Below are 13,943 nucleotides of genomic sequence, written 5' to 3' on the forward strand. Positions count from 1 at the left end.
GCGGGGCGCGGCGGGGCTGGGGTCAGCTGATCAGGGGGCGGAAGGCGCCTAGGAGGATGCTCGTGGTGAGGGTGGCTGCGGCGAGGGCGGCGGACCCGGCGATGAGGAGGACGTCGGCGCGGGTGAAGTGCTGCCGGCGGGCGACGGTACGGGGTGTGCCGGCGTCGAAGCCACGCGCGTCCATCGCCACCGCCAGTCGGGTGCCTCGACGGATCGCCCCCACCAGCAGCGCGAACGCGGTGGAGGCGAAGAGCCGCAGCTTCGCCACCGGGTTGCGTCCCGCGTCGACGCCCCGGGCGCGCCGGGCCATGCTGATCATCTGCCACTCCTGACCGAGCAGCGGCACCAGCCGGAACGCGGCCAGCGCCCCGATGGCGAACCGGGCCGGTGCCTTCGCGTTCTGGATCAACGCGTCGGCCAGGTCGGTGGGGTCGGTGGTCGCGAAGACGATCACACCGGGCAGGGCCACCGCGAACACCCGCAGCACCAGGCCGAGCGCGGTGAGCAGGACGCCGGTACTCACCAGCACCGGTCCCGCGTCCAGCAGGACCCGGCCGGACCGGTCGGCCGCGAACAGCACAAGGGTGACCAGGATGCCGGCGGCACTGAGCAGCAGTGGCCAGGCCCGTCGGGCCAGCACCCGGTAGCGGATGCCGAACAGCGGCAGGACGGCCAGTTCGAGGGCGATGGCGATCGCCGGGGCCACCGGATCCAGTGTCGCCAGCAGTGTGAACGAGAAGACCAGCGCGGCGGCGACCTTCGCCACCGGGTTGCGGCGGGCCAACGGCGCGTCCGGCGCGGCGACCGGCTCGATGCTGATCATCGCTGGTCGTCCGGGGCGCGGTGCAGGGTGACGGTGCGATCGGCGAGCGCGGCCACGAAATCCGCGTCGTGGGTGACAGTGACCACGCCGTGCCCGGCGTCGCGCAGGTCGGCGAAGAGGTCGACCAGCTCCCGCCAGGTTCGCCGGTCCTGGCCGAAGGTGGGTTCGTCGCAGATCAACAGGCGTGGCGCGGTGGCCAGGGCCGTCGCCACGCTCAGCCGCCGCGCCTCACCACCCGAGAGGGTGTACGGGTTGGCGGCGGCGAGCCGGTCCAGCCGCAGCCGGTCCAGCAGCGCGGCCACTGTCTCCTTGACGGCCGCCTCGGGTTGACCGGTGCGGCGCGGGCCGAGCGCCAGCTCGTCGAAGACGGTGCTGGTGACGAACTGGTGCTCCGGATCCTGAAAGACCGACCCGATCCGTCGGGCCAGGGCGGGCGCCCTCCACCGGTGCGGGGGAGTGCTGTGGTCCGCGCCGGCCAACTCGGTGGACGCGGTGACCCGCCCGCTGCCCGGCCGGAGCAGGCCGCCGAGCAGCAACGCCAGGGTGGACTTGCCGGCGCCGTTCGGTCCGCGTACGGCGAGTGCCTCACCGGCGCGTACCCCCAGGTCGGTGGAGCCCAGCCGGGGCGGCAGGCCGAGCCGGTCGGCGGTGAGCAACAGATCCCCGGGGCCGGCGGTGGCCGCCCGGGGCGCGATGGGGTGACCGGGCACCCAGACCCCCTCGGCGGCCAGGGCGGCGCCGTGGGCGGCGAAGACCGCCTCGGGTGTGCCGTCCGCGCGGACGCCGCCACCCGGTTCCAGGACGACCACCCGGTCGACCAGCGGCAGTGCCTCGGCGACCCGGTGTTCGACCAGGATCAGCGTGGTGTCGGCGTCCAGCGCGCCGGCCACCGCGTGCCGGACCAGTTCGGCCCCGGCCGGGTCGAGGTTGGCTGTCGGCTCGTCGAGCAGCAGCAGGGCGGGGCGCAGGGCCAGCGCGCCGGCCAGGGCGAGGCGTTGCTGCTCACCGCCGGAGAGCGCCGCTGTGTGACGGTCCCGGGAGTACGGGAAGCCGACCCGGTGCAGCGCCTCGTCCACCCGGGGCCAGATCTCGTCGGCCGGCACTCCCCGGTTCTCCAGCCCGAAGGCGACGTCGTCGCCGCAGCGCGCCATCACCAGTTGGGTTTCCGGGTCCTGGAAGACGATGCCGACCCGTTCCCGCCCCTTGCGTGGGTCGAGTCCGTCGATCTCGACGGTGCCCTCCTGCTCGCCGGAGTCCTCGGGAAGCAGCCCGGCCAACGCGCCGAGCAGTGTGCTCTTACCAGCCCCGGAGGGCCCAAGAAGCAAGACCCGCTCCCCAGCCTCCACCCGCAGGTCAACCCCGCGCACCGCCCAGGCGCGCCGCCCAGCGTGCCGCCACCCGAACCCCCGCAGCAGTACCCCGCCCACCAAACCCACCCCCTCCGGGCCGCGCCCCCGCCTACCCCCTGCACGGTCGATCATGAGGTTGACGGTGGTGATGAAGATCAGTCCGCCCGTCAACCTCATGATCGACGCGAGTGGGTGGGGTCAGATCAGGGCTCGGTCCCGGCCTGCTGGGAAGCGGTCCAGGACGCCGGTGTTGGCCAGGGCCTTCGTTAGCATCCAGCCGCCCAGGCCGGCGATCACTGTGGCGCTGACGATGGTGAGCAGCGCGTACGGGATGCGGTAGTCGGTGAGCGCGTAGTCGACGTTCCAGACGAAGAAGTCGAACAGCGCCGCGCTGAGGCCCGTCAGCGCGCCCGCGAACACAGCTGTCGGCAGCCGGAACGACCGGTACCGGAAGGCGGCGAAGGCCAACTCGGCGCCGATGCCCTGCACGATGCCCTGCGGAATCACCGTGCCGGCCCACTGACTGCCCAGCAGCGCCGACAGGACCGCGGCCACTGTCTCGCAGTAGAGCGCGGCGCCGGGCTTGCGGATGACCAGCCCACCGATCACCGCCGGCATCAGCCAGACGCCGTAGAGCAGCGTCTGCGCCGGCGGGAAGAAGGCGAACGCGCCCTCGGTGGCGCTCCAGACCAGGCCCCAGGCCCAGAAGATGACGCCGAAGGCCACAGCGATCACCGAGGCGACCACGATGTCGATGGTGCGCCAACGGTGTGTGTCAGTGGTGGATTCCATGTGTTGCTCCCAGTTCGTGAGTGCGAACCAGGAGAAGACGCACGCCGCGTCCGGTGGCACCGGACTGCGGCGCGGCTGGAGGTCGACCGAACTCCCTGCGCTGGCATTACCCAGATCAGGTTCGAGGGTCTGCGGGCGTGCCCGCACTCTCAGCGCTGTGCGCTCCCCTGTCGGATATGAAGTTGTCTCGCTGACGCTAACACCGACCACTGTCGCGGGCCCAGCAGGGCATCCGCCTGACCTGCGGGAGCGACCGGCACACCACCGTCTGGGTACGCTTCTGATCATGCGGGTTGATGCGCGAGGCTTCACGTTCGAGGTGACCGTCGGCGGTCCGACGGACGGCGTACCCGTCCTGCTGCTGCACGGTTTCCCTCAGCACAGCGGCGAGTGGGACGACGTGGTGCCGGCGCTGCACGCGGGTGGGCTGCGCACGTACGCGCTGGACCAGCGCGGGTACTCGCCCGGCGCCCGGCCCACCGCGGTCACCGACTACCGGATCCCCGAACTCGTCACCGACGTGGTGGCGGTGCTCGACGCGCTCGCGCTGGACGCCGTGCACCTGGTCGGCCACGACTGGGGCGCGATAGTGGCCTGGGGGGTCGCCGCCCGGCACCCCGAGCGGGTCCACACGCTGACAGCGGTGTCCGTACCGCATCCGGCCGCCATGGCGCACGCCCTGAGCACCGACGCCCAGCAGAAGGCCCGGTCGTCGTACATCGCGCTGTTCCGCAAGCCCGACAAGGCGGAGAAGGTGCTGCTGGCGTGGCACGCCACAGCGCTGCGCAAGCTGCTCTCCGGGGTGGGCGACACGTCCCGGGTGAACCGGTACGCCGACCCGATGCGTGAGCCGGGGGCGCTCACCGCAGCGCTGAACTGGTACCGGGCGATGTCCCGCGCCGACCTGGCCGGCGTCGGCCCGGTCGCCGTGCCCACCACGTACGTCTGGAGTGACCGGGACATCGCCATCGGCCGGACCGCCGCCGAGGCGTGCGCGCCGAACGTCACAGCTGATTACCGGTTCGTGCAGCTGCCCGGGGTGAGCCACTGGATCCCCGACGCGGCGCCGTCCGCGCTCGCCGAGGCGATCCTGGCCCGAGCCGGCGGAACGGCCTGAGCCGTGCGGGTCAGCGAAGGAACGTCAAAGTGACCACCGACGCCGGCGGGCCGGGCAGCCGTCGCTCGATCGCCGCGCAGCTGCGCGTCCTGGGCGTACGCCCCGGCGCGACGCTGCTGGTGCACGCCTCGCTGCGGCCGCTGGGCTTCGTCAGCGGCGGCCCGCATGCTGTGGTGCTCGCCCTGCGCGACGCGCTCGGCCCGGACGGCACGATCGTCGTGCCCACCCACACGCCCGACAACAGCGACCCCGCGCAGTGGCGCAACCCTCCGGTGCCGGCGGACTGGTGGCCGCTGATCCGCTCGGAGATGCCGGGCTTCGACCCGGCGGTCACCCCGAGCCGGTTCATGGGTGCGTTCGCCGAGACGGTCCGCGGCTGGCCCGGTGCGCTGCGCAGCTCCCATCCGCACGTGTCGTTCGCCGCGCTCGGCCCGGCCGCCGAGCAGGTGGTGGCCGGGCACACAGTGGCGGACATGCTCGGCGAGGGCTCCCCGCTGGCCCGCCTCTACGACCTGGACGCCGACGTGTTGCTGCTCGGCGTGGACCACTCGGTGAGCACTTCGCTGCACCTTGCCGAGTACCGCTGCCCCGGCTCGCCCCGGGAGCGGATCGGTGCTGCCGTGCGTACCGCCGACGGTGGTCGGGAATGGGTGTGGTGGCAGGACGTACGACTCGACGCGGACGACTTCGCCGCGTTGGGCGAGGACCTGGAGGCCACCGGAGCGGTACGCACCGCACCGGTCGGCACCGGGACCGGCAGGTTGATGCGCCAGCGGGCGGCTGTCGACTTCGCGGTTCGCTGGCTGGCAGGTAATCGAACGACGGAGGACGTATGACGGTGAGTGCCGAGGACTACCTGGCCGTGGTGACCGAGACGATCGGCCAGGTGGCCGCCAGTCAGCGGGAGGCGGTGGGGCGGGCCGCCGACCTGATCGCCGAGGCCGTCCGAGCCGACGGCGTGGTGCACGCGTTCGGCACCGGGCACTCGGAGGCCCTCGCCATGGAGATCGCCGGACGGGCGGGCGGTCTGGTGCCGACAAACCGGATCGCGCTACGTGACCTGGTGCTGCTCGGCGGCGAACCGGCCGACCGGCTGGGCCCGCTGCTGGAACGGGACCCGTCCGTCGCGCACCGCCTCTACGAGCTGGCCCCGGTGCGTCCCACCGACGTCTTCGTGCTCGCCTCGAACTCCGGGGTGAACGGCGCGATGGTGGAGTTCGCCACGCTGGTGAAGGAGCGCGGGCACGGGTTGGTGGCGATCACCTCGGCGCAACACTCCGGCCGGATGACCTCCCGGCACCCGTCCGGGCGCAAGCTGAGCGACCTCGCCGACGTGGTGCTCGACAACGGCGCGCCGTACGGCGACGCGACGCTGCCCCTGCCCGGTGGCGGTGCGGTCGGCGCGGTCTCCTCGATCACCGCGGCGCTGCTGGCGCAGCAGGTGACAGTGGAGGTGGTGGCGCGGTTGCTGGCGGCGGGGGAGCGGCCCCCGGTCTACCTGTCGGCGAACATCCCGGACGGCGACGCGCACAACAACGAGCTGGAGGCGCGGTACGCGGGCCGGATCCGACGCGGGTCCTGACGCTGCCGGCGGCCAACTTGCGTCGCCGAGATGAACGGCAGATGTCGTGAACCTGTTTCGCGCTCGGCCGGGTGGGGCATTGGCGTTGCTGCCGGCGGCTGGGACCGCCGGCAGTAGCGTCTCACCGGAGGTAGCGCGTGTCCAAGGAGACCGAGAAGCAGCGCTGGCAGCGCAACTTCGCCGACCTGCTCCAGGAGTTGCGGGTCGCCCAGACCGGCGTGCAGATCCTCTTCGCCTTCCTGCTCACCCTGCCGTTCAGTAACGGGTTCACCGAGACCACCGAGTTCCAGCGCGACGTCTACATCGTGGCGTTGCTCGCGGCGGCCGCCGCCACCGCACTGATCATCTCGCCGGTGGCGTTCCACCGGGCGTTGTTCCGACAGGGGCGCAAACCGGAGCTGGTCCGCTTCGCGCACCGGATGGCCACCGGCGGCCTCGCCTTCATGCTGATCGCGATGGTCAGCGCGGTGCTGCTGATCACCGACTTCGTTCTGGACCGGCCGATCGCCTTCGTGCTCAGCGCCCTGGCCGGAATCTGGTTCCTCACGTTCTGGGTGGCCCTGCCGTTCGCCCGCCGCAACTGGGGTGAGGACGACATCGACGACGATGACGACGACCCGGACACGATCAACGACCGCTGACCGCGTGGATCTTCACGCAGCGCTACCCCTGGGTAACAACCGGGGGTAGCGTGGCAGTAGTCGCGCACGTCGACGCAGCCGCACCGAGCTTCGAGGGGGCAGCCGTGACCACGACGCAGGATGGCCGACCGGCACCGGACGGCCCCGACTCCGAAACCAACGCCGGTGCCGCCGCGCCGCTGCGCGCGGAAGCCGGGCAGGTCTCCGAGAAGGAGGCCCGGCAGGTCGCCGAGGCCGCCCGCGAGTCCACCTGGGACCGGCCCAGCTTCGGCAAGGAGCTGTTCCTCGGTCGGTTCCGGCTCGACCTGATCGACCCGTGGCCCCGATCCGATCCGGACGACGTGGCTCGCGCGGAGGAGTTCCTTGGTCGGTTCCGCGCCTTCCTGGCCTCCGAGGTGGATGGTGCGGCCATCGAGCGGGACGCGTCGATACCTGACTCGGTGTTCCACGGCCTGGCCGACCTCGGCGCGTTCGGCATGAAGATCGACCGGAAGTACGGCGGGCTCGGGCTGAGCAACCTGCACTACTGCCGGGCGCTCATGCTGGCCGGCTCGGTCAGCCCGGCCATCGGCGCGCTGCTCTCGGCGCACCAGTCGATCGGGGTGCCGCAGCCACTGAAGATGTTCGGCACCGCCGAGCAGAAGCAGCGCTTCCTGCCCCGGCTCGCCGCCGGTGAGGTGTCCGCGTTCCTGCTCACCGAGCCCGACGTCGGCTCCGACCCGGCCCGGCTGGCCACCATCGCCGAGCCGACCGAGGACGGCACTGGTTACCGGCTCAACGGGGTGAAGCTCTGGGCCACCAACGGCATCGTGGCCACCCTGCTGGTGGTGATGGCCCGGGTGCCGGCCACTGAGGGCCGTCGGGGCGGCATCACCGCGTTCGTGGTGGACGGCGACAGCCCCGGCATCACCGTCGAGCGGCGCAACGAGTTCATCGGCCTGCGCGGCCTGGAGAACAGCCTGACCCGGTTCCACGACGTGATCGTCCCCGCCGAGAACGTCATCGGCGGCGAGGGCAAGGGGCTGAAGATCGCCCTGACCACTCTGAACACCGGTCGACTCTCGCTGCCGGCCATGTGCGTGGGCGCCGGCAAGTGGGCGTTGAACGTGGCCCGGGGGTGGGCCGCCGACCGGGTCCAGTGGGGACGGCCGGTGGGCGAGCACGAGGCGGTCGCGCAGAAGCTCTCCTTCATCGCCGCCACCACGTACGGCATGGAGACCATGCTCGACCTCTGCTGCCTGCTCGCCGACGACGACCGCAACGACATCCGGATCGAAGCCGCGCTGGTCAAGCTGTACGCCAGCGAGATGGCCTGGAAGATCGCCGACGAGCTGATCCAGATCCGGGGTGGGCGCGGCTACGAGACGGCCGACTCGCTGGCCGCCCGAGGCGAACGCCCGGCCGCCGTCGAGCAGATGCTGCGCGACCTGCGGATCAACCGGATCTTCGAGGGCTCCACCGAGATCATGCACCTGCTGATCGCGCGGGAGGCGGTCGACGCCCACCTGTCGGTGGCCGGCGACATCATCGACCCGGACGCGGGGCTGGGCCGCAAGGCCCGAGCCGGCGCACGAGCGGGCGCCTTCTACGCGAAGTGGCTGCCCACCCTCGCCGTGGGTCGAGGGCAGAGCCCCTCGGCCTACGCCGAGTTCGGCCCGCTCGCCGCGCACCTGCGCCAGGTGGAGCGTTCGTCACGCAAGCTGGCCCGGTCGACGTTCTACGCGATGTCTCGCTGGCAGGGAAAGATGGAGCGCAAGCAGGCGTTCCTCGGCCGGGTGGTCGACATCGGCGCCGAGTTGTTCGCGATGTCAGCGGTCTGCGTCCGGGCCTCCGCCGAACGGGACAGCCGCCCGGAGAACGTCGAGCTGGCCGACCTGTTCTGCCGGCAGGCGCGGGTGCGGGTGGACGCCCTGTTCGCCGCACTCTGGGACAACACCGACTCGGTCGACACCGCCGCCGCGAAGCGCATCCTCGCCGGCCGCTACGCGGGCCTGGAGGAGGGCGTGCTCACCCCGTCCGACGAGCTGCCCTGGGTGGCCGGCTGGTCGCCCGGCCCGTCCGCCGCCGAGGACGTCCGCCGCCGCATCCCCCCAAAGCCCTGACCAGCCCGGTCAGCGGGAGACCGCCCAGGCCAGCACCCCCGCCAGGATCAGACCGTTGAGCCCGGCCAGGGCCAGGTACGCCGCGGGTGGGATCTTCTTGCCCCGGCGGACGAAGGAGACCAGGACAGCGGCGTAGCCGAGCAGCAGGACGGCGATGACGACGAGGAAGTAGAACACCCGACGACCTTAACGGCCCCGGCCGGCCTGACCTCTGCCTGCTCCGCGATCTTGCACTTGCTGTCCCGACACAAGGGGCATTCCACCCATGTCGGCAACAAAAACTGCAAGATCGGCGTAACGGGGAGCGACCTCAGCGGCCCCGGCCGCGTAGGCCGAGTTGGCGCAGCTCCAGGGCCGCCAGGGCGTCGACTGTCGTGTCGTCGCCTCGGCGCCACGCCTCGGCGACATCCGGACCGATCCGGCTCAGTTTGCCCAGTGGCTGGGTGGCCAGCGCGCGCAGGGCGAGCAGGTCCCGGCCGGCCGGCCCGGCGGCCAGCTTCGTCGCCGATCCGGCCCGGCGCATCCAGCGGACCCGCAGCGGCAGCCAGCCGAACAGCACGATGCCGAGCGGGAAGATCAGGACCGCGATGGCGAGGGCGAGGGCGAGCTGGTCGACCAGGTGCTGCTGGTCGCGGCCGGCGTCGGCGAGCCCCCGGGCCGCGTCGGCGGCCCGCTGGAAGGGTGCGGTCAGCTCGTCGCCGACCAGCGGGACCCGGCGAACCTTGCCGCCCGCGTCGGCGAGGTTGTCGGCGAGCCCGCTGCCGGCGCCCTCCAACTTCTGCCCCGGCACGGCGAGCTTCTGCACCAGGTCGTGTAGCCACAGCGCGCCGCGGATCGCCACGTACACCCAGGCGACGACGAGCAGGTCGGTGAGCAACTGACGGGCGGCGGTCGGGAACCGATCGGCATAGATTTTCACGTCGGCCAGCGTGCCACGAACGGACGCGGCGGGGCACCCGTCGCCGTTCAACCAGGACTCGGCCGAATGCACGTGCACTCTGGTGAATCCGACGACCGCTACCGATAGAAGCGATTCACCGGACACGTTCGGCGAGCCTCAGTTCAGTCAGGTAGCGCTTGACGACTTGGCCCCCGTAGTTGACGTCGATCAGCCGCGCGATGGAGTTCAGCAATGCGCTCTGCTGCGCGTCCGGCAAGGCGCGGTGGCCGGAGTAGGTCAACAGCAGATCCAGGTAGTCCGCTGTCGAGTACGGCAACTCCCACTCGTATCGGTAGAAGCTCGCAGGCCCGAACCGCTCCGACGAGGTCAGCTCCCGATCGTCCTCCGGAATGTCTGGAGCACCTTCAAGACGCAGGCCCGGTGGGGTCGACGGATCGAAGCGCTCGTAAAGCTTCTGAATCTCAACGAAGAACGCCTCGGTCCAGGTGCCACCGGCGATGTGGTGGGTTCCCACGGTGGCCAGCAGACCACCGAGACGCAAGGCGTCAGCAGACTTCGACACCCGCACGGCCGGATCGATCCAGTGGAACGCCGTCGCGGAGAGGACCACGTCGAACGGTTCCGCAGGCAAGGGCCACTCCTCGAACGCTGCCGTCACCACCTCCACCGAGTCGGAGCCGGCAAGGTTTCGCCGAGCCACAGCAGCCATGTCTGCGCCCAACTCGACGGCCACGATCCGGTAGCCCCGTTCCGCCAGCGGCACGGTCGCCTGCCCGGTGCCACAGCCGATCTCCAACACCCTTGCATCGGGCGCTACGCCGGCCGCAGCGAGATCATCGAACATCTGTGCCGGGTACCGGGGCCGCGCACGGTCATACCGTTCAGCGTCCTCGTTGAAAGTTCCTCGCAGCCTCACGTAGTCATTGCTCTCGCTCACCCAGCGAGAGTACGAGGGCCGCTCCTACGGCAGGCACTCACTTCTCAATGCCTGGCTCGCCGGGTCAGCGGACGCAGGTCGGGCAGGTGCCGAAGATCTCCAGGGTGTGGCTGACGTCGGCGTAGCCGTGCTGGGCGGCGACCCGATCGGCCCAGCTCTCCACGGCCGGGCCGGCCACCTCGACCGTACGCCCGCACACCCGGCAGACCAGGTGGTGGTGGTGCCCCTCGCTGCACCGGCGGTAGAGGTGCTCGCCGCCCGGCGGACGCATCACGTCGATCTCACCGGCGTCGGCGAGCCCCTGGAGGGTGCGGTAGACGGTGGTCAGGCCGACCCGCTCGCCGCGCTGCCGCAGCATCGCGTGCAGGTCCTGAGCGCTGTGGAAGCCCTCCATCTCGCCCAGCAGCGCGCTCACCGCCGACCGCTGCCGGGTGTTGCGCACCGCGGCGCTGCTCTCGCTCATGATCCCTCCCCGGCGTGGCTGACCGCGTCCGCCACGATGTGCGCGACGTGCTCGTCGACCAGGCTGTAGGCGATCTCCCGGCCTCGGCGGGAGCCGCGCACCACGCCCGCTCCGCGCAGCACCCGCAGGTGCTGGGAGACCAGTGGTTGCGCCGCGCCGAGCTTCTCCACCAACTCGTGCACGCACCGCTCGCCGCCGGCCAGCTCACTGACGATGGCCAGCCGGATGGGAGCGGACAGGGCGCGGAGCAACTCGCTGGCTCCGTCGAACCCGTCGTAGCCCGTGGCGCTGGTCATCCTGCAACGGTAACCAATACCACCGACGTCGCGCTGACCAGGCTCAGCTCAGCACGACCTCGTGCGGTTCCGGTGTGGGCGCGGCGGTCGGCGTCGTCCGGCGACGTACGACCCGCCAGACGGCGCCAGCCACGGCCACCACCAGGAACGAGGCGATCGCCACCAGCACCACCGAGGCGCCCGGCGCGGTGTCCGCCGTGGCCGCCACCCAGACACCCGAGCCGGCGGCGAAGAGCCCGAGCGCCATCGCGGCGGCCATCGTGCTGCGGAAGCCCCGGGTGACCTGCTGGGCGGTGGCGACCGGCACCACCATCAACGCGCTGATCAGGAGCACTCCGACGGCCCGCATCGCGATGGTCACGGTGACCGCTGTGGCGACAGCGATCAGCAGGTTCAGCGTGCGGACCGGCAGGCCGGAGACCCGGGCGTACTCCTCGTCGTGACTGACCGCGAAGAGCGCCGGCCGCAACGCGATCATCGTGACCAGGATCGCCGCGCCGAGCACCCCGATGGTGGTCAGGTCGGCGGGCGAGATGGTGGTCAGCGACCCGAACAGGTAGGCGTTGAGGTTCGCGCTGGTCGCGTCGGAGAGGCCGACCAGGAGTACGCCGCCCGCGATGCCGCCGTAGAAGAGCAGGGCCAGGGCCAGGTCACCGGAGGTACGCCCACGAGCCCGGACGATCTCGATGGCGATCGCGCCGATGGTGGCGGCGATCACCGCGACCAGCACTGGTGAGCGGTTGAGCAGCAGCCCCGCCCCGACGCCGGTCAGCGCCACGTGCCCCACACCATCGCCGATCAGCGCCAGCCGGCGCTGCACCAGGTAGATGCCGAGCGCCGGCGCGGCCAGGCCGATCACCAGCGCGCCGATCAGGGCGCGCTGCATGTAGGGGTACTGGAAGAGTTCCATTTCTCAGTTGCTCCACAGCCCGGCGGGCTCGTCGTAGCAGTGCGGATGCACGTGGTCGTGGTCGGGCTCCGCGTGATGGCCGGCCGGGTCCGGCACCGCGCCGTCGTGGGCGATGCGACCCTCGTGGACGACGACAGCCCGGCTGATCACCGGTCGCAGCGGGCCCAGCTCGTGGGCGACGAGCAGCACAGTTCCGCCCTCGGCGACGAAGTCGCGCAGCGCGCCGGCGAACGCCTCCTGGCTGGCCGCGTCCACCCCGGCGGTGGGCTCGTCGAGAACCAGCAGCTCCGGCTGGCCGGCAAGGGCGCGGGCGATCAGGGTGCGCTGCTGCTGGCCGCCGGAGAGCGTGGACACCGGGTCACCGGCCCGGTCGGCGAGCCCGACCGCGCGCAGCGCGGCGTCGACGGCGGACCGGTCGGCTCGACCCGGCGGACGCAGCACCCCCCGACGGGCCAGCCGGCCGGAGGCCACCACCTCCCGGACGGTGGCCGGTACGCCGCCGCCGGCGCCCAGGCGCTGCGGGACGTACCCGATGCGCGCCCACTGCCGGAACCGGCGCAACGGCCGGTCGAAGAGGGTGACCGAGCCGGCGCTGATCGGCACCAGCCCGAGCACGGCGCGGATCAGTGTCGACTTGCCCGAGCCGTTGGCGCCGAGGATCGCGACCACCTCGCCGGCGGTCACGGTGAGCGAGATGTCCCGGAGCACGGGGCGGCCGTCGTAGCCGACCACCCCGTGCTCGACGGTGATGACAGGTGAGGTCACGAGCAGCTCAAGGCCGTCTGCAGGGTCCGCAGGTTGGTGCGCATCACCGAAAGGTAGTCCCCGTTGCTGCCGGCGGCGAGCCCTTCGATCGGGTCGAGCACGGCCGTCTTCGCGCCGACCTGACCGGCGATGGTCTCGGCCACCTTCGGGCTGACCAGGGTCTCGAAGAAGATCGTGGTGGCCTGGTGCTCCTTGGCCTCCTCGATCACGTGCGCGAGGCGCTGCGGCGAGGGCTCGACGTCCGGGCTCAGCCCGGTGATGCCGACCTGGTCGAGCTGGTAGCGGTCGGCGAGGTAGCCGAACGCGGCGTGGCTGGTGACGATCTCCCGCCGCTGGCAGGTCGCCAGACCCTGCTTGAACTCGCCGTCCAGGGTCGTCAGGTCGGCGCGCAGGGCTGCCGCCCGGGAGGTGTAGTCGGCGGCGTGGTCCGGGTCGGCCTTGCCGAGCCGCTGGGCGAGCTGGTCGCCGATGCCGGCCAGTCGGGTCGGGTCGAGCCAGACGTGCGGGTCCTTGCCCCCGTTGCCCTCCTCGGCGTGCCCCTCCTCGCCCTCGTGGTTGTGCCCGCCGGCGGACGCGTCCAACAGTGGCTGCACGCTGGTCACGTCGAACGCCCGGTCGCCGCCGTTCTGGGCCACGGCGTCGTCCACCGCCGGCTGGAACCCCTTGAGGTAGACGATCAGCTCCGCGTCGCTGACCTCACCGACCTGGCTCGGGTTGAGTTCCAGGTCGTGCGGCTCGGCGCCCGGCTTGGCCAGGTTGGTCACCCGGACCGCGTCGCCGCCGATCCGCTCGGCCAGGAACTGGAGGGGGTAGAACGCTGCCACCACGTCGACTCGCTGGGGATCGGCGCCGGCGGCACCACCGGTGGAGCAGCCGGCCCCGGCGCCCAGGGCGAGGAGAGCGGTCGCGGCGGCGAGGACACGGTACGTGGCGCGGTTGGTCATGTCGTCAACTGTCCGTGGCAACGATAATGATTGTCAAAAACGCATGATTGCATGTCAGAGGAGCTTCGCGAGGCCCACCGTCACCAGCAGGGTGAGCATCACCAGTCGGATCAGCCGGGTCTGCGGTGCCTGAACCGCCCAGGTCGTCACCAACAGGGTGGTCAGGACCCCGGCGAGCGCGAGCGTGAGCAGCCCGCCGATCACCCCGGGCGTGAAGAACGCCACCAGCACCACCACCAGGGTGAGCAGGAACACCGACGTCGGGTTCGCCCCGGCCAACCGGGCGAGCAGAAGGCGCTGCGTACGCTGCATCCCACAGAC

Annotated in this window: 17 protein-coding genes and 1 riboswitch; of the genes, 5 read left to right on the plus strand and 12 right to left on the minus strand. The window is 71.6% G+C overall.

All coding sequences use genetic code 11. The features are described from left to right. Window positions 1-22: 22 nt before the first annotated feature. The 3 genes from NIE79_RS11410 to NIE79_RS11420 all read right to left on the minus strand — a co-directional run bounded on the left by NIE79_RS11410 (window position 23) and on the right by NIE79_RS11420 (window position 2,964). On the minus strand, window positions 23-823 hold the full coding sequence (locus NIE79_RS11410) for an energy-coupling factor transporter transmembrane component T family protein (RefSeq protein WP_238678516.1): 801 nt from the start codon (window positions 821-823) through the stop codon (window positions 23-25). Then, on the minus strand, window positions 820-2,250 hold the full coding sequence (locus NIE79_RS11415) for an ABC transporter ATP-binding protein (RefSeq protein ID WP_238678517.1): 1,431 nt from the start codon (window positions 2,248-2,250) through the stop codon (window positions 820-822). The genes NIE79_RS11410 and NIE79_RS11415 overlap by 4 nt, the downstream gene beginning before the upstream one ends. A 120-nt stretch (window positions 2,251-2,370) precedes the next feature. Then, the gene (locus NIE79_RS11420) at window positions 2,371-2,964 is read right to left on the minus strand and encodes an ECF transporter S component (RefSeq protein ID WP_238678518.1); all 594 of its coding nucleotides are present in this window, start codon (window positions 2,962-2,964) and stop codon (window positions 2,371-2,373) included. A gap of 74 nt (window positions 2,965-3,038) precedes the next feature. Then, a riboswitch (TPP riboswitch) is annotated at window positions 3,039-3,143 on the minus strand. A gap of 107 nt (window positions 3,144-3,250) precedes the next feature. Between NIE79_RS11420 and NIE79_RS11425 the strand changes: the two genes are divergently transcribed. The 5 genes from NIE79_RS11425 (at window position 3,251) to NIE79_RS11445 (ending at window position 8,406) form a co-directional block, all read left to right on the plus strand. Continuing rightward, the gene (locus NIE79_RS11425) at window positions 3,251-4,081 is read left to right on the plus strand and encodes an alpha/beta fold hydrolase (protein ID WP_238678519.1); all 831 of its coding nucleotides are present in this window, start codon (window positions 3,251-3,253) and stop codon (window positions 4,079-4,081) included. Window positions 4,082-4,110: 29 nt separating this feature from the next. After that, entirely contained in the window at window positions 4,111-4,917 is an 807-nt protein-coding gene (locus NIE79_RS11430; protein ID WP_238678520.1) for an AAC(3) family N-acetyltransferase, read from the plus strand. Continuing rightward, window positions 4,914-5,663, plus strand: a complete 750-nt coding sequence (locus NIE79_RS11435) for a sugar isomerase domain-containing protein (protein WP_238678521.1) — start codon at window positions 4,914-4,916, stop codon at window positions 5,661-5,663. The genes NIE79_RS11430 and NIE79_RS11435 overlap by 4 nt, the downstream gene beginning before the upstream one ends. A 137-nt stretch (window positions 5,664-5,800) precedes the next feature. After that, window positions 5,801-6,304, plus strand: a complete 504-nt coding sequence (locus NIE79_RS11440; RefSeq protein ID WP_238678522.1) for a DUF6328 family protein — start codon at window positions 5,801-5,803, stop codon at window positions 6,302-6,304. A gap of 104 nt (window positions 6,305-6,408) precedes the next feature. After that, window positions 6,409-8,406: an acyl-CoA dehydrogenase family protein gene (locus NIE79_RS11445; RefSeq protein WP_238678523.1), complete on the plus strand. Its 1,998-nt coding sequence runs from the start codon at window positions 6,409-6,411 to the stop codon at window positions 8,404-8,406. Window positions 8,407-8,415: 9 nt separating this feature from the next. Here NIE79_RS11445 and NIE79_RS11450 read toward each other — a convergent pair whose 3' ends face one another. The 9 genes from NIE79_RS11450 to NIE79_RS11490 form a co-directional block, all read right to left on the minus strand. Next, window positions 8,416-8,583: a hypothetical protein gene (locus NIE79_RS11450; protein WP_167337361.1), complete on the minus strand. Its 168-nt coding sequence runs from the start codon at window positions 8,581-8,583 to the stop codon at window positions 8,416-8,418. 133 nt (window positions 8,584-8,716) lie between these two features. Beyond that, window positions 8,717-9,325 (minus strand): hypothetical protein, encoded by a 609-nt coding sequence (locus NIE79_RS11455; RefSeq protein WP_238678524.1) that lies wholly within the window; start codon window positions 9,323-9,325, stop codon window positions 8,717-8,719. 115 nt (window positions 9,326-9,440) lie between these two features. After that, window positions 9,441-10,244, minus strand: a complete 804-nt coding sequence (locus NIE79_RS11460; protein ID WP_238678525.1) for a class I SAM-dependent methyltransferase — start codon at window positions 10,242-10,244, stop codon at window positions 9,441-9,443. A gap of 64 nt (window positions 10,245-10,308) precedes the next feature. After that, entirely contained in the window at window positions 10,309-10,707 is a 399-nt protein-coding gene (locus NIE79_RS11465) for a Fur family transcriptional regulator (protein WP_145792480.1), read from the minus strand. Next, entirely contained in the window at window positions 10,704-11,003 is a 300-nt protein-coding gene (locus tag NIE79_RS11470) for an ArsR/SmtB family transcription factor (protein ID WP_030338189.1), read from the minus strand. The genes NIE79_RS11465 and NIE79_RS11470 overlap by 4 nt, the downstream gene beginning before the upstream one ends. 43 nt (window positions 11,004-11,046) lie before the next feature. After that, window positions 11,047-11,913, minus strand: a complete 867-nt coding sequence (locus NIE79_RS11475) for a metal ABC transporter permease (protein WP_238678526.1) — start codon at window positions 11,911-11,913, stop codon at window positions 11,047-11,049. Between the two features lie 3 nt (window positions 11,914-11,916). Beyond that, entirely contained in the window at window positions 11,917-12,678 is a 762-nt protein-coding gene (locus NIE79_RS11480; protein WP_238678527.1) for a metal ABC transporter ATP-binding protein, read from the minus strand. Next, window positions 12,675-13,622: a metal ABC transporter substrate-binding protein gene (locus NIE79_RS11485; RefSeq protein ID WP_238678528.1), complete on the minus strand. Its 948-nt coding sequence runs from the start codon at window positions 13,620-13,622 to the stop codon at window positions 12,675-12,677. The genes NIE79_RS11480 and NIE79_RS11485 overlap by 4 nt, the downstream gene beginning before the upstream one ends. Window positions 13,623-13,676: 54 nt before the next feature. After that, on the minus strand, window positions 13,677-13,934 hold the full coding sequence (locus NIE79_RS11490) for a hypothetical protein (RefSeq protein WP_238678529.1): 258 nt from the start codon (window positions 13,932-13,934) through the stop codon (window positions 13,677-13,679). Window positions 13,935-13,943 lie beyond the last annotated feature (9 nt).

It is taken from the genome of Micromonospora trifolii, assembly GCF_022229005.1.
Taxonomy (GTDB): Bacteria; Actinomycetota; Actinomycetes; order Mycobacteriales; family Micromonosporaceae; genus Micromonospora; species Micromonospora trifolii.

Bases quoted from the DNA above. Each gene is read 5' to 3' on its own strand.
- NIE79_RS11490 (WP_238678529.1), bottom strand. From the start codon at position 13,934: ATGCAGCGTACGCAGCGCCTTCTGCTCGCCCGGTTGGCCGGGGCGAAC.
- NIE79_RS11475 (WP_238678526.1), bottom strand. From the start codon at position 11,913: ATGGAACTCTTCCAGTACCCCTACATGCAGCGCGCCCTGATCGGCGCG.
- NIE79_RS11410 (WP_238678516.1), bottom strand. From the start codon at position 823: ATGATCAGCATCGAGCCGGTCGCCGCGCCGGACGCGCCGTTGGCCCGC.
- NIE79_RS11425 (WP_238678519.1), top strand. From the start codon at position 3,251: ATGCGGGTTGATGCGCGAGGCTTCACGTTCGAGGTGACCGTCGGCGGT.
- NIE79_RS11435 (WP_238678521.1), top strand. From the start codon at position 4,914: ATGACGGTGAGTGCCGAGGACTACCTGGCCGTGGTGACCGAGACGATC.
- NIE79_RS11485 (WP_238678528.1), bottom strand. From the start codon at position 13,622: ATGACCAACCGCGCCACGTACCGTGTCCTCGCCGCCGCGACCGCTCTC.
- NIE79_RS11465 (WP_145792480.1), bottom strand. From the start codon at position 10,707: ATGAGCGAGAGCAGCGCCGCGGTGCGCAACACCCGGCAGCGGTCGGCG.
- NIE79_RS11470 (WP_030338189.1), bottom strand. From the start codon at position 11,003: ATGACCAGCGCCACGGGCTACGACGGGTTCGACGGAGCCAGCGAGTTG.
- NIE79_RS11420 (WP_238678518.1), bottom strand. From the start codon at position 2,964: ATGGAATCCACCACTGACACACACCGTTGGCGCACCATCGACATCGTG.